This is a genomic window from Nocardioides sp. NBC_00163 (assembly GCF_045206295.1).
In the GTDB taxonomy this organism is placed as follows: Bacteria; Actinomycetota; Actinomycetes; order Propionibacteriales; family Nocardioidaceae; genus Nocardioides.
This window is the reverse complement of record NZ_CP108155.1, coordinates 2,697,659-2,712,194: the sequence shown is the minus strand read 5'-3', so window position 1 is coordinate 2,712,194 and position 14,536 is coordinate 2,697,659. Positions and strand designations below refer to the sequence as shown.

The following is a 14,536-nucleotide window of genomic DNA, read 5'->3' as shown; positions in this document are numbered from 1 at the left end:
CCCTGTTGTTTCCGTCTGCGTTCGTTTCCTACGGGAAGATGAACTTTGTTCGCATCTGGAACAGATGCCCGGCCAGACATTTACGCAGCCGATGTCCTCCACCTAAGGTTCCTGCCCGTGACGATCCCCTTGAGCCAGCCGCTTCGTGCGGCCTCGATCACCGAGGCGTACGCGCGGTTCTGGAAGAAGTACGCGACATTCTCGGGTCGCGCCAGCCGCACCGAGCTGCTCTGGCCGATGCTCGTGAACCTTCTGATGCTCATCGTCCTCGTACTGGCGCGAGACGAGGTGGTGAGCCTCGTGATCGGTCTCTACGGGCTGGTGGCGTTCGTGCCGACCATCGCGCTCGGTGCGCGGCGGCTGCACGACATCAACCGTTCGGGGTGGTGGCAGCTGATCCTGGTCGTACCTGTGATCGGTGACATCGTCCTCGCGGTTCTCTGGTTGACCTTCCCGAGCCCTGAGGGTGTCAAGTACGACCTGGCCGCATGAGGCGTAAAATTCCCCTAGTGGTTCTCGGGGTTGTCCCCGAATGGCAGGCTATTGGCATGAAGTCCCTCGCAGGAGCCGCAGCGAAGCGGCTCGCCTACGAGACCGTTGGGTGGCTGCTCGTGGTCGCCGGTATCGCCGCGATGGTGTTGCCGGGGCCTGGGCTGTTGATGCTCTTCGGGGGGCTGGCCGTGCTCTCCCGCCAGTACGCCTGGGCTCGCCGCTATGTCGAGCCGGTCCGCCTCCGCGCCATGCGCGGTGTCGCCGAGGGCGTCGAGACCTGGCCGCGCATCGTGGCCTCGACGCTGGGGGCGCTCTCCATCGGTGCTGTCGGCGTCATCTTCCTGATCAGCCCGCCCGCGCCACACTGGTGGCCCCTCGAGGCAACCTTCTGGCTGCTCGGTGGCGCGTGGACCGGCGTCACGCTGTTGGGGTCGTGCATCATCGCCCTCGCCATCCTGGGCTACTCCTACCACCGCTTCCACGGCCACCCCGAAGCTCGCCACCAGCTCGACGAGGACATCGAGCACACCGGTGAGATGAACAAGGTCGCGTAGGCCGGGTCACGGGCGGTCCCGATATCGGTCGGCGACGGTCTGCGCACGCTGATACAAGGCCACGCGCAGCTCCTGCGGACCGAGCGATTCGACATTGGTGCCGAGCTGCCACATCGCCCACTCCGCGTGCCATAGATCCTGGAAAGTGACTTCGAGAAGAAGCCAGCCATCGGGGTCGGGCTCCTCAGCGCGGACGGCCTCCGCCATGTCCAGCAGCTGGTCGCGGCGTGCCGGGTCCACCCGAACCTGGACGGCGATGTGGCCCTCGGAGAGGAACTGCGCACAGCGTTCCGCCCACATGCGTTCGAGGTCGACGTCATCCGCTCGCTGCGCCCGTTCAGGAAGCTCGTACGCCTCGACGACCCGTGACATCCGGAAGGTGCGGTCGATGCCGGACTCGGTGGCCAGCAGGTAGCCCTTCTCGCGCACCGTGACCAGGCCGATCGGGTCGACGATGCACCGGCGGGGCGCCTGGCCGCGGGAAGCGTAGTGGAGGCGCAGCTTGTGCCCGACGAGGACCGCCTGGCGTATCTCGGCCATCGCCTCCTTGGAAACCTCGTCGACGTCCAGGCGACGGGAGAGCAAGTCGGTCTCGGGATCGAAGAGGAACCGCTGCGCCGCATCGCTGGCAGCCGTCTGATGACTTTCGGGGAGTGCGTCGACCACCTTCCTCATGGCAGAGGCGAGCGCCGAGCCGAGTCCGAAGATCCGCTCGCCCCGGCCTGATCCGGCGGTGAGGAGGGCGAGGGCTTCGTCGTGGTTCAGTCCGGTGAGCTCGGTCCGGAACCCGGGCAGCAGCGAGAATCCGCCGTAGCGACCGCGCTCGGCATAGACCGGGACCCCCGCTGCGGACAGCGCCTCGATGTCGCGCAGCACCGTACGCGTCGAGACCTCGAGCTCGCGGGCCAGAACATCCGCGGTCAGCCGCCCCCGCTGTCGCAGGAGGAGAACCAGGGAGACCAGCCGGTCGGCACGCACGTCAGCACTTTATCGAGATACCTGACACTAGATGGCGTGATTCGTTGCCAGGCTGGAACTGACGGGGGAGGTCCCCGCGGGAATGGAGCTGATGTGGCAATCGAACGAACGGCCGTCAACCCCGTGACGTGGTCATTGGAGATGGGCTTCAACCAAGGGGAGGTCGTCACCGGAGACACCCGGACTCTCTACTGCTCCGGCCAGACGGCGATGGGCGCTGACGGCACGCCCCGGTACGAGGGAGACATGGCCGCCCAGCTCGGGCTGAGTCTCGACAACCTGGAAGCCGTGCTCTCTGCGGCCGGCATGTCCCTCGGCAACCTGGTCCGACTCAACGTCTACACCACCGACGTCGACCTGCTCTTCCAGCACTACGGCCTCCTCGCGTCGCGCTTGGGAGCTGCCCAGGTGGCGCCGGCGACCACCATGCTCGGCGTGACCCGCCTGGCCATCCCAGGGCAGCTCGTCGAGCTCGAGGGGACCGCCGTCGCCTGAACAGCTGGCAGCCCTCTGGACAACGCAGATCGCCGGCCTCATCCACATCTTGCGGGGTGTGGATAAAGCCGGCGATTCAGCTGCGAGTGCTCGTCCGACTAGGGCTTGCGGCCGTTCTTGTCCGCGCCGGAGTCATCACCCTGTGGCGCGTTCGGGGTCCAGCCGCGGCTCGCGTTGGGATCCAGGACGTCGCTCGCGGTCTCGGTCCAGTCGTCGGTGTAGTCGGCCTGCCAATCCTGGTCCTGACCGTTCCTCTTGTCGTCCTTCTTGCCGCCCCGGCCGCCGGCACCGCCGGCTCCGCCGCGTCCGCCACGACTGCCCGCTCCCGTCGGACCGCCGCGGGCACCGCGCCCGCCAGCGCCGCGGGCACCCGCTCCTGCGCCGGCCCCACGTGCGCCGGCCCCAGCTCCGCGTGCGCCTGCGCCCGCTCCGCCCGCGCGGGCACCGGCAGCGCCGGCCCTGGCGGTTGCAGACCTCGACGTCGCACTGGCCGTCGCTGCCTTCGCCGCCGCCCCGGACGCGAACCTGTTGGCAAGCGCCTTCGCCACACCGGCACTGAGCAGAGCCCCGCCACCAGCGATCGCCAGCGCGGCCATGCCGCCGCTTCCGCCGGCCATCGGGGCAAGGCCGTCAGCAGTCTCGACCATCGCGTACGACGTGGAGGGCGCGGGTGAGCCGTCCGCGTTGATCCACTGCGTGCCGTTCCACTCGGGCTTGTTCTCTGCCTCGTATCCCGCGATGTTCGCCTTCTCCTGGGCGATCAGCTCGTGACCCCAGCCGTCGGGGTAGAGGGTGCCGGAGTTGTACTTCTCGATTCTTGCCTTGGACGCCGCGATCTGGCTGTAGGACCCCGGGGATGCAGGTGCCGCTGGAGTCTTGTCGGAGTCGGTGTCCGGTTCGTCGGTGATCTCCCGCACCGGGGGGTCGGCCGTGTAGTTGCTTTCGTCGATCTGCTCGATCTGCTTTGCTGCGGCAGCCTCGGCGTCCGCGATTGCTTGCTCCCTGGCAGCGAAGGCCGCGCGATCTGACTGGAGCGCTTTCTGGTTCTGTACAGCCTGAGCAGAGTCAACGCCTGTGCCGGACTGTGCGTACATAGGATTCGAGGGGTCAGGCGCTGGGCCGTGGCTCGCGGGCAAGGACGCCTCAAGTTGAGCGTGGACGTCCTGCGCTCGCTTGGTGGTCGACTGCGCCTCACGGAGCGCAAGGACCGCCGCATCGAGCGTGTCGGCTTTCGCCCCGAGCTTTTCAGAAGCGGTCTGGAAGGCGCGGGTGGCGGCTCCGGTGGTCAAAGACGTCTCTTCGAACGCGTCGGGCAGCTTCCCGGCCGCCATATCCAATGCACGCGCGGCGGACCTCAGCGTGTCGCGGGCTTTCTCCCACTGGTCCAAGCGGACCCTGACGTCCTCGGGGTCGGCGGTTGCGATGTATTCCTTCAGCACGATCATCATCGTGCCCTTGACGCCAGCCACCAGTCAGTCCTCCTTGTCCTGGCCGAACTCAGAGCGTGACGCAATCTCTTGCAGCGCTTCCGGAGACAGCGGAAAAAACGGCAACTGGATGCCCGGCATGTCTGGGCGGTCGTCCTTCATCAGGTTCTCGAAGAACGGCTTGTTGATCATGTCGACCGCGGAGGTCAACTGACTGCGGAAGGCGGCTTCGGCCTCCTCATCTGCGTTCTTGACCGCGCGAACCGCGTTGTCTAGACCGTCGACGAAGTCAATCAACGCGTCCGACGTCTCGGACAGGGTGGAGTTGATCCGATCTGTGGCGCGGTTCATCAAGGCTGCGAGATTCGTTGCAGTGGAACTGCCGCCGAGCGTCCCGCCTGCGGGCTTGTCGACATGGACTTTGTCCACGTCCACCTTCGCGTCGATGAGGACGTCCTTGATCCTGTTGACAAGGGTCTCATCGACCCCGGTTGATTGTGATCCCGCCATGTCGGCCTCCCGAGTGTTCGCGCGGTAGGCAAAGTGTAGACACACGCACTGCCAGCGGTCACGGTCAATCACGAGGCCTTCGGAGCCACTACGCTCTCGGGCATGACTGTGTCTCGGACGGGCCGCGCTGCCCGACTCACTGCCACCATCGTCGCTGCTCTGGCTGTCGTCGTCCTCGGAGGATGCGGAGGTGACCAGGAAGGCGGGTCCGGATCGGAGACGCCTTCGCCGTCCCCGACTGAGTCCCCGGTGGCGTCCGAGCAGCCGGACGAGGCACAGATCGTCGAAGTGAATGGTGCTCAGCTCGAAGTGCCTGCCGACTGGATCGTGACGGCGCCATCCACCAGTGAGCGCGCCACCTTGGGCGCACCGAAGGACGCATCGGGTCACTCGTACGGTTCCGGAATCTTCAACGCCGACATCACACTCGCAGACGACACCGAAGATCTGGCCGAGTCTCAAAGCAAGGTCGTTCCGGATGCGAAGCGTCTTCCCAACGCAAAGTTCGGGGGCCAGACCTTCTTTCACTTCCGAGAGCTCGAGGGCGCCGAATCGCTTGACACCTACGGGACGGTCATAAAGGGGTCCGAGGTCACAGTCGCGTGGGGATTCAACAGCAAGCTCGCGACGCGCGAGCAGATTGACGGGTACATCAACCAAGTGATGCCGACGTTCAAGTTCGTGGGCTGATCGAGGTACGCCACAGCGACGGAGGTTCGGTTCTCTGAGTGTTTCCACACTCGGGCGACGGCATCGAGGATCTGCATCCTCGGAACTACGGGAAAGGTACGGGTCCGGGATGAGTCCGAGGGTTCATACCGTTGCGGAGCACCGGTCGCCGGCCGATGTGAAGCCATCTTCGACCGAAGGACCCGCCCATGTCGGAGAGTTCATCCGAAGCGATCTTGGAGACGAACCGGCATAGTCGGGTGGTGACCTTGGCGGCGGGATTGATCCTCGCGCTCGCGGCGGTCGCGGCCCCGATGATCGGGGCTCAGTCGGCTGAGGCAGCGACGACCTACTCCCGAAGCTTCACCACGAGCCAGTCCAAGACAGTCGCGAATCGATGTGTCCGCGTGACCCTTTCGGGCACGATGCTGTTCCAGCGGAAGGTTGCGGCGACCCATGGAATCTCCACGATGGTGGTCTACGTCAACCGAAAGGTGACCAAGCCGCGCGTGCGCGTCTACACCTACGCCGGGCCGTGTACGACCAAGAAGCCCAGACGGAGCATCGCCAAGCTTAGCGTGACCCAGCGATGGAGCGACCACTCCTGCAACGGCAACCTTTCGGTCTCGGTGGGATTCCCCTGGGGCGTAAGTGTCGGGGCCAGTCCGACGTGCGGCCGAGAGGAGCGGGCGCACCGTTCGGCGACCTATGGCCGAAGCTCGGCCTATGACCAGAAGAACACCGACACGACCATCCGATACGCGAACAAGGGGTCCATCACTCATAACCCCGCGGCGTTCACCAGGAACCTCCGGGGGGACGAGCGGCGGATCAAGCTGTGCCAGTCGGCGGTGGTCTCGATGGTGATCTACCCGAGTGCCTCGTCGTCGGACTCGTGGTCACCGACGTTCAGGCCGTGCGTCAAGTACTGGTGACCTGACGGGTCCGCATCTGTGTCGGTGGGGCCCGATAGGTTGCGGTCTGTGGTCGTACATCTGCACCGCGCGCCGCGGACCGATCTGCTCGCCGACTCGCTCGGTGAGCTGTTGTCGGTGCCGTTGGGGGATCCGTTCGCGACGGAGGTCGTGGTGGTGCCGGCGCGGGGGGTGGAGCGGTGGTTGTCGCAGCGGCTCTCGCATCGGCTGGGGGCTGCGGACGGGCGTGCGGACGGGATCTGTGCGGGCGTCGACTTCCGGTCTCCCTGGTCGCTGTTCGCTGAGGTCGCGGGCACGGGTGATGAGGATCCCTGGGCACCAGAGTCGCTGACCTGGCCGGTGCTGGCGGCGATCGACGCATCGCTGGACGAGCCCTGGGCCAGGCCGCTCGCGATGCATCTGGGTCACGGGGATACGACAGAGGAAGGCGTACGCCGGCGGGGGCGGCGGCTGGCGTTGGCCCGGCGGCTGGCGCGGTTGTTCGCTGGGTACGCGGACCAGCGGCCGGCGGTGGTCGCCGACTGGAGTGCGGGGCTGGACACGGATGGGCTCGGGGCGGAGATCGCCGAGGATCTGGCGTGGCAGCCGCCGTTGTGGCGGGTTGTTGCCGGGCTGGTCGGTGGGCCGACGCCGGTGGAGCGGCAGGCGACGACGGTCGCGCGGCTGAAGGAGAAACCCCGGGAGTTCGAGCTGCCGGAGCGGGTCTCCTTGTTCGGGCACACCCGGCTCTCGGCGACCGACATCGAGCTCGTCGCGGCTCTGGGGGAGCACCGGGAGGTGCACCTGTGGTTGCCGCATCCCTCCGAGGCCCTCTGGGAGGCGCTCGCCGGGCTGGACGGGACGGTCGCGCGTACGGCGGACCGGTCGCACGATGCGGTCGGGCATCCGTTGCTGGCGACGCTTGGGCGGGATACGCGGGAGCTGCAGCGGGGCCTCGCCGGGCTCGGCGCGGTTGACGACTGTGTTGGTTTCGGCACGCTCGCTGGCGCTCACGGCTCAACCAACGGCGGGCTGCTCGGATGGCTGCAGGAGGACATCCGGGGCAACACGGTCGGCGAGAGTGCCGAACGGGTGATCGAGCCCGAAGACCGCTCGATCCAGGTGCATGCCTGCCACGGCGAGGCGCGGCAGGTGGAGGTGCTGCGCGAGGTGCTGCTGGGGCTGCTCGAGGACGACCCGACGCTGGAGCCGCGGGACGTCCTGGTGATGTGCCCCGACATCGAGACCTTCGCGCCGCTGATCGAGGCCGGGTTCGGGCTGGGGGAGATGACCGGCGAGACCGGACACCCCGCTCACCGGCTGCGGGTGAAGCTGGCGGACCGGTCGTTGACGCGTACGAACCCGCTGCTGGACGTGGCCACCCGGCTGCTCGACCTGGCCGGCGGCCGGGCGGGGGTGAGCGACGTACTCGATCTTGCTCATCTCGATCCGGTGCGACGCCGGTTCGGGCTCAACGACGACGCCCTGGAGCAGCTCGAGGACTGGGCCAAGGACGCCGGGATCAGATGGGGCTTCGACGCGGAGCATCGCGAGCCCTTCGGGCTGGAGACGTACGTCGCCAACACCTGGCGCTTCGGGATGGACCGGATCCTCACCGGGGTCGCGATGTCCGAGGACTCGGCGACCTGGCTGGACACGACCCTGCCGTTGGACGACGTGGGAAGTGGCAGCGTCGAGCTGGCCGGTAAGTTCGCCGAGCTCGTCGATCGACTGCAGGACGTGACCGACGAGCTGGCCGGGGTGCATCCGCTGAGGCACTGGCTGAAGGTGATCGAGGAGGGTGTCGCCGCGCTGACGTCGGTGTCGACCAACGACGAATGGCAGTCGGGCCAGGTGACACGGGAGCTGTCCCGGGTGAGGGACGCCGCCGCGGGGCAGGAGGTCGACGAGCTGCGACTGCCCGACGTACGGGCGCTGTTGGGGGCGCGGCTGGCCGGGCGGGCGACGCGTGCCAACTTCCGCACCGGCACGCTGACCGTCTCCACGCTGGTGCCGATGCGGTCGGTGCCCCATCGCGTGGTCTGCCTGCTCGGCATGGACGACGGGGTGTTCCCGAGGGTCGGGATCACCGACGGCGACGACCTGCTGGCCCGCGATCCGCAGACCGGGGAGCGCGACCTGCGCAGCGAGGATCGGCAGCTGTTCCTCGACGCGCTGCTTGCCGCGACCGAGACGCTGGTGGTGACCTACACGGGTGCCAACGAGTACTCGGGCCAGCCGCGGCCGCCCGCAGTGCCGCTGGGGGAGCTGCTGGACACGCTGGACGCGACCGCCGTCTCCGCGGATGGCAGACCGGTCAAGGAGGTCGTGACGACCAGGCACCCGCTGCAGCCGTTCGACCCGCGCAACCTGACGCCCGGGGTGCTGGTCCCCGGACACTCCTTCTCCTTCGACAAGGCCGCCGAGGCCGGCGCTCTCGCCGCGGTCTCCGACCGCGTCGAGCCGCCGGAGTTCCTGCCCGGCCCGCTGGCACCGGCCGCCGCCGGAGACCTGACGCTCGAGGAGCTGCTGGCCTTCTACCGCGCGCCGGTGCGCGCGTTCTTCCGCGACCGGCTGGACCTGGCGCTGCCGCGTGACGACGACCCGCTCTCCGACGGTCTGCCGGTCGAGCTCGACGGCCTGGGGCAGTGGTCGGTGGGTGACCGATTGCTCCACGACCTGCTGGCCGGGATGTCGGAGGAACAGGCAACCCAGCAGGAGTGGCGCCGCGGCGTACTGCCTCCGAAGTGGCTGGGCTGGCGCATCCTCACCGACGTGATCACCAAGGCGAAGCCGATCGCGGCCGAGGCGCTGCGGGTGCGGCAGACGGGCATCTCCACCGGGCAGGCGCGGGCCGTCGACGTCGAGGTCGACCTCGGTGACGGGCGGCGCCTGACCGGCACCGTCCCACAGGTCTACGGCGACCGGCTGGCTCCGGTGACGTACTCCCGCCTGGGCGCCAGGCAGCGGATCGAGTCGTGGGTGCAGCTGGTCGCGTTGGCCGCCTCCGACGAGGACCGGGCCTGGAGCGCGTGGACGCTGGGTCGGCCGGGCAACTCCCGGTCGCGTACGCCGTACGGGCTCTCCCAGCTCGGGCCGCTCGACCACACCGCGATCGATGTGCTGCGTGACCTGGTGCGATTGCGCGACCGGGGGCTCTCCGCACCGCTGCCGCTGCCGCTGAAGACCTCGCTGACCTACGCTCGCCAGCGCCGGACCCAGGCGAGCCCCGACGACGCGCTCTACAAGGCCGGCTGGGACTGGAAGGACGGACGGTTCGAGGGCGAGGAGTCCGATGTGGAGCAGGTGAGGGCCTGGGGCAAGGGATCCGGGATCCCCGGGCTCGGTGACCCGCCGGAGGCCGGCGAGGAGTTCGACGGGGAGACGACCCGCTTCGGCGCGCTTGCGATGCGAGTGTGGTCGCCGTTGCTCAAGGCCGAGCAGGGGAGCTGGTGATGGACGGATTCGACCTGACCGGTCCCCTCCCGACCGGCACCACGCTGATCGAGGCCTCGGCCGGCACCGGGAAGACCTTCACCATCGGTGCCCTGGTCACCCGCTACGTCGTCGAGGGCGAGGCGACGCTCGACGAGATCCTGGCGATCACCTTCGGTCGCGCCGCATCCCAGGAGCTGCGCGACCGGGTGCGCTCCCACCTGGTCGAGGCGGAGCGAGCCTTCGCGGCCGCCGTCGCCGGGCAGCGTCCGACCCCGCTCGACGCCCACCTCGAGCTGCTGCTGGACGTGTCCGACGAAGAGATCCGGGTACGCCACGAGCGCGTGCGCGACGCGCTCGCGTCCTTCGACGGCGCGACGATCGCGACGACCCACCAGTTCTGCCAGCTCGTGCTGCGCTCGCTGGGGGTGGCCGGGGACACCGACGCCGGTGCCGAGCTGGTCGAGTCGCTCGACGAGCTGGTCGTGGAGGTCGTCGACGACCTCTATCTGAAGTGGTTCGGCGAGGCTCGGGAGCGACCGCCGTTCGACCGCGACGATGCACTGAGCCTGGCGCGCACCGCGGTCGAGGACCCGCAGTCGGTGCTTGCCCCGGCGCCGGCCGAGGACCCGGTCGCGGGCGCGCGGGTGCGGTTCGCCGAGGCGGTGCGGGACGAGGTCGACCGGCGCAAGCAGATGCGCGGCGTCCTGTCCTACGACGACCTGCTCTCCCGGCTCGCGGTCGCGCTCGAGGACCCGTCGGCGCCGGCGCGGGCGCGGATGCGACAGCGGTGGCGGATCGTCCTGGTCGACGAGTTCCAGGACACCGACCCGGTGCAGTGGCAGGTGGTCTCCCGGGCCTTCGAGGGCCACGCCACGCTCGTGCTCATCGGTGACCCGAAGCAGGCGATCTACGCTTTCCGTGGTGGCGACGTCTTCACCTACCTGACCGCCGCCCGAGCCGCCGAGACGCAGGCGACGCTCGACACCAACTGGCGCAGCGACGCCCCGCTGGTCGAGCGGCTCCAGGTGGTCCTGCGAGGCGCGGCGCTGGGCTCTCCCGAGATCGTCGTCCACGACGTGAAGGCCCATCACTCCGGGTCCCGGCTGGTCGGGGCCCCGAATCCCTCACCGTTCCGGATCAGAAGGGTCGCGCGCCGCGGCTTCAAGCTCACCCGCGGCAAGATGATCACCGCCGGTGACGCGCGCACCCACATCGCCCGGGACCTCGCCGGTGACATCGCCGAGCTGCTCGGCTCCGGGGCAGCGTGGTGCGATGCTCCGGTCAAGGCCGGTGACGTCGCAGTCATCGTCGCGGTGCGCTCCCACGGGCTGCTCGTCCAGCGCGTGCTGCAGGAGCACGGCATCCCGGCGGTGATGGCCGGCGGCGGTGACGTCTTCCTGACTCCCGCCGGCGAGGACTGGCTCGCGCTGCTGCAGGCGCTCGACTCGCCCCACCGGACGCCGCTGGTGCGGGCGGCCGGGCTGAGCGTGTTCTTCGGTTACACCGCGACCGAGCTCGACGCGGGCGGCGAGGCGCTGACCTCGCGCATCGCCGACACGCTGCGCGGCTGGGCGCTGCTGCTGCGTGGCCGAGGCGTCGCCGCCCTGATCGAGGCAGCCGAGGAGCGCGGGCTCACCGCTCGCGTGCTGCGGCGCACCGACGGGGACCGGCTGCTCACCGACGTACGTCATCTGGGGCAGCTGCTCCACGACATCTCGGTGCGCGACTCGCTCGGGCTGCCGGCGCTGCTCGCCTGGTTCCGTGACGAGCGGCGGCGTTCTGCCGCCGCCGAGCGGCCGCGGCGGCTCGACTCGGACGCCGCGGCGGTGCAGATCGTCACGGTGCACGGGTCCAAGGGCCTGCAGTACCCGATCGTCTACCTGCCCTTCGCCTACGACTTCTTCGTGCGTGACCCGGAGGTCGCCCGGTTCCACGACGCCTCGGGGCAGCGGACGATCGACGTCTCCCGGACCGGCGCGCAGTGGGCCCAGGATCTGGCCAGACATCAGGCCGAGGAGCTGGGGGAGGAGCTGCGAGATCTGTACGTCGCGCTGACCCGGGCACAGTCGCAGGTCGTCGCGTGGTGGGCGCCGACGGCCAACACGGCCACCGGCGGACTGCACCGGCTGCTGTTCGGGCGAGGTCCTGGCCAAGCGGCGGTTCCTGACAACGTCGCTGTGCCGAGCGACGAGGACGCGGCAAGTCTGCTGAGCAATGTCGCGCGCCACGGCGGTCCGGTGGCCGAGGAAGCGGTGCCGGTGACAACAGCGCCGCCGGTGCGAGAAGCGCCGCCCGGCAGGCTCGCCGCGCGGCCGTTCACCCGTGAGGTGGACGCGGAGTGGCGGCGTACGTCCTACTCGGGGCTCATCCGGGTCGACGAGAGCGTCGCGCCGACCTCGGAGCCGGAGGTCGAGGGCAAGGACGACGAGCCCGTCGCCGAGGACGTCGATCTCGTCGAGACTCCCGCGGAGGAGGAACTTCTTTCGCCGATGGCCGACCTGCCCAAGGGCGCCGGCTTCGGGTCGCTGGTCCACGCGGTCCTGGAGCACACCGACCCTCAGGCTTCTGACCTGGGCGAAGAGCTGCTGACGAGGACCCGCGAGCAGCTCCGCTGGTGGCCGGTGCCGGCCTCGGCCGAGGACCTCGCGACCGCGATCCTGCCGCTCAACCTGACCTCGCTCGGCCCGCTCGCAGATGGGCTGACGCTGGCCGAGATCCCATTGCGCGACCGGCTGCGCGAGCTCGACTTCGAGATTCCGTTGGCGGGCGGCGACACTCACGCGCCCGGCGCGCCGGACGTACGCCTGCGCGACCTCGCCCCGTTGCTACGGGCGCACCTCCCGGCGGACGACCCGATGCTGACGTACGCCGACCGGCTGGAGGCTCCGCCGCTGGGCGACCAGTCGCTGCGGGGCTATCTGACCGGCTCGGTGGACGTGGTGCTGCGGCTGCCGAGCGGCCGGTTCGTGGTGGTCGACTACAAGACCAACTTCCTGGGCGTGGAGGCGATGGACTACACCCAGCCGAAGCTCGCCGAGGCGATGCTGCACTCCCACTACCCGCTGCAGGCGCTGCTCTACTCCGCGGTCGTGCACCGTTTCCTGCGCTGGCGCCTGCCCGGGTACGACCCCGAGGTGCATCTCGGTGGCGTGCTCTACCTCTACGTGCGCGGGATGCTCGGCCCGGACACGCCCGTCGTCGACGGCATCCCGACCGGCGTCTTCACCTGGCAGCCGCCCGCGTCCCTCGCGGTCGCGCTGTCCGACCTGCTGGACGGAACTCTTCCGGATGGAGTGGCCTCATGATCGAGCGCTGGGAGTCCGAGGACCCCTTCGACGCACGGCTGGCCAGGTCCGCCACCGGCCTGCTCGCGTCGTTCAACCGCGAGGGTGTGCTGACCGCGGCCGACGTACATGTCGCGACCCGAGCCGCCGCGCTCGCCGGAGAGGAGCGCGACGAGGTGCGACTGGCGGTGGCGCTGGCCGTCCGCGCGGTCCGGCACGGATCGGTCTGCGTCGACCTGGCCACGCTGCGGGAGACCGAGGAGACGCTGCCGTGGCCGGCTGCTGCCGGCTGGTTGGAGGCCGTCGCCGACAGCCCACTGGCGGCGCAGTCCCTGGTGCAGGTCGAGGACGGCCTGCTCTACCTGGACCGCTATCACCGCGAAGAGGGACAGGTACGCGACGACCTGCTCGCCCGGCTGGCCGCCCCGCGACCCGTGGCCGACGAGACCCTGCTGGAGGCGACCGCGGCCCGGCTCTTCCCGGGCGAGGGCTACGCCGAGCAGCGGGCCGCCGCGCTCGCCGCCGCCCGGCAGTCGACGACCGTGCTCACAGGCGGTCCCGGCACCGGCAAGACCACGACGGTCGCCGGGTTGCTGGCGCTGCTCACCGAGCAGTCCTCGACCCCGCTGCGGGTCGCGCTGACCGCTCCGACGGGCAAGGCGGCCGCGCGGCTGCAGGAGGCGGTCGAGGGTGCCCAGCGGGCGCCGCAGTTCACCGCCGACGACCGCACCCGCCTCGCAGGTCTCACCGCGTCGACCCTTCACCGGCTGCTCGGTTGGCGACCCGGCTCGTCGACGCGGTTCAAGCACCACCGCACCAACCGCCTTCCGCACGACGTGATCGTCGTCGACGAGACGAGCATGGTCTCGCTGACGATGATGGCCCGGCTCCTCGAGGCCGTACGCCCGGAGGCGCGGCTGATCCTCGTCGGCGACCCCGACCAGCTGGCGAGCGTCGAGGCCGGCGCGGTGCTCTCCGACCTCGTCGCCGGCCTCGCGGTGCGCTCGCCCGACGCCGTCGCCGCGCTCCGCATCACCCATCGCTTCGGTGGCGCGATCGGCGCCCTCGCCGAGGCACTGCGGGTCGGCGACGCGGATGCGGCGCTCGACGTACTGAAGTCCGGCGACCCCGCGGTCGAGCTCGTCGACCCTGCCGACGAGGCCCGGGTGGCGGAGGTCGAGCGCGGCCTGGTCGCTCACGCCGCGGCTCTTCACGAGGCTGCCCTCGCGGGCGACGCGGAGCGCTGCGTACGGATGCTCGACGAGTCGCGCCTCCTCTGCGCCCACCGCGACGGGCCGTGGGGAGTCGCCCACTGGAACCGGCAGATCGAGCGCGGCCTCGCCGAGACCACCGGTGAGCCGCTCGGCATCGGCTGGGGTCACGAGTGGTATCCGGGCCGGCCGGTCCTCGTCACCGCCAACGACTACGGCCTCGGTCTCTTCAACGGCGACACCGGGGTCACCTACACCGACGCCGGCGGCGACCTCCGCGTCGCGATCGCCGGCGGTGCGACGTACGCGCCCTCACGCCTCGGCGACATCGAGACCCTGCACGCGATGACGGTCCACAAGTCCCAGGGCAGCCAGGCCAGGTCCGTCACCGTCCTGCTTCCACCCGACGACTCGCCCCTGCTCACCCGCGAGCTCTTCTACACCGCGGTGACCCGGGCGCAGGAGCGCGTACGCATCGTCGGCACCCCCGACGCCGTCACCGCCGCGATCACCCGCCGGGCCCAGCGCGCCTCCGGCCTCCGCCAGCGCCTCGGGCACTGAACT

Annotated in this window: 11 protein-coding genes; 8 read left to right on the top strand and 3 right to left on the bottom strand. The window is 69.7% G+C overall.

The window, feature by feature from the left end:
* The first annotated feature begins 117 nt into the window (after positions 1 to 117).
* Together OG801_RS13065 and OG801_RS13060 are read left to right on the top strand one after the other, a co-directional pair.
* On the top strand, positions 118 to 492 hold the full coding sequence (locus OG801_RS13065; RefSeq protein ID WP_160026448.1) for a DUF805 domain-containing protein: 375 nt from the start codon (positions 118 to 120) through the stop codon (positions 490 to 492).
* A gap of 56 nt (positions 493 to 548) precedes the next feature.
* On the top strand, positions 549 to 1,046 hold the full coding sequence (locus OG801_RS13060; RefSeq protein ID WP_355017526.1) for a PGPGW domain-containing protein: 498 nt from the start codon (positions 549 to 551) through the stop codon (positions 1,044 to 1,046).
* A gap of 6 nt (positions 1,047 to 1,052) precedes the next feature.
* Here OG801_RS13060 and OG801_RS13055 read toward each other — a convergent pair whose 3' ends face one another.
* On the bottom strand, positions 1,053 to 2,024 hold the full coding sequence (locus tag OG801_RS13055; protein WP_406036024.1) for a helix-turn-helix transcriptional regulator: 972 nt from the start codon (positions 2,022 to 2,024) through the stop codon (positions 1,053 to 1,055).
* 99 nt (positions 2,025 to 2,123) lie between these two features.
* Between OG801_RS13055 and OG801_RS13050 the strand changes: the two genes are divergently transcribed.
* Positions 2,124 to 2,519, top strand: coding sequence for a RidA family protein (locus OG801_RS13050; protein ID WP_406036271.1), 396 nt, complete (start codon positions 2,124 to 2,126; stop codon positions 2,517 to 2,519).
* A gap of 98 nt (positions 2,520 to 2,617) precedes the next feature.
* On the opposite strand, the gene OG801_RS13045 is transcribed toward OG801_RS13050, so the two are convergent.
* Both OG801_RS13045 and OG801_RS13040 read right to left on the bottom strand, forming a co-directional pair.
* Positions 2,618 to 3,988: a hypothetical protein gene (locus OG801_RS13045; protein WP_406036023.1), complete on the bottom strand. Its 1,371-nt coding sequence runs from the start codon at positions 3,986 to 3,988 to the stop codon at positions 2,618 to 2,620.
* Between the two features lie 3 nt (positions 3,989 to 3,991).
* On the bottom strand, positions 3,992 to 4,528 hold the full coding sequence (locus tag OG801_RS13040) for a hypothetical protein (RefSeq protein WP_406036022.1): 537 nt from the start codon (positions 4,526 to 4,528) through the stop codon (positions 3,992 to 3,994).
* A 30-nt stretch (positions 4,529 to 4,558) separates the two neighbouring features.
* Between OG801_RS13040 and OG801_RS13035 the strand changes: the two genes are divergently transcribed.
* From OG801_RS13035 to recD, 5 genes are all read left to right on the top strand, one after another.
* Positions 4,559 to 5,146 carry a hypothetical protein gene (locus OG801_RS13035; RefSeq protein WP_406036021.1) on the top strand — a complete coding sequence of 196 codons (588 nt, stop codon included), beginning with the start codon at positions 4,559 to 4,561 and terminating at the stop codon, positions 5,144 to 5,146.
* A 188-nt stretch (positions 5,147 to 5,334) separates the two neighbouring features.
* Positions 5,335 to 6,060 (top strand): hypothetical protein, encoded by a 726-nt coding sequence (locus OG801_RS13030; protein ID WP_406036020.1) that lies wholly within the window; start codon positions 5,335 to 5,337, stop codon positions 6,058 to 6,060.
* Between the two features lie 48 nt (positions 6,061 to 6,108).
* The gene (recC, locus tag OG801_RS13025) at positions 6,109 to 9,495 is read left to right on the top strand and encodes an exodeoxyribonuclease V subunit gamma (protein ID WP_406036019.1); all 3,387 of its coding nucleotides are present in this window, start codon (positions 6,109 to 6,111) and stop codon (positions 9,493 to 9,495) included.
* Positions 9,495 to 12,782, top strand: coding sequence for a UvrD-helicase domain-containing protein (locus OG801_RS13020; RefSeq protein WP_406036018.1), 3,288 nt, complete (start codon positions 9,495 to 9,497; stop codon positions 12,780 to 12,782). Before recC ends, OG801_RS13020 begins: the two co-directional genes overlap by 1 nt.
* Complete coding sequence (gene recD, locus OG801_RS13015) at positions 12,779 to 14,533, top strand: exodeoxyribonuclease V subunit alpha (RefSeq protein ID WP_406036017.1); 1,755 nt, start codon at positions 12,779 to 12,781, stop codon at positions 14,531 to 14,533. The genes OG801_RS13020 and recD overlap by 4 nt, the downstream gene beginning before the upstream one ends.
* Positions 14,534 to 14,536 lie beyond the last annotated feature (3 nt).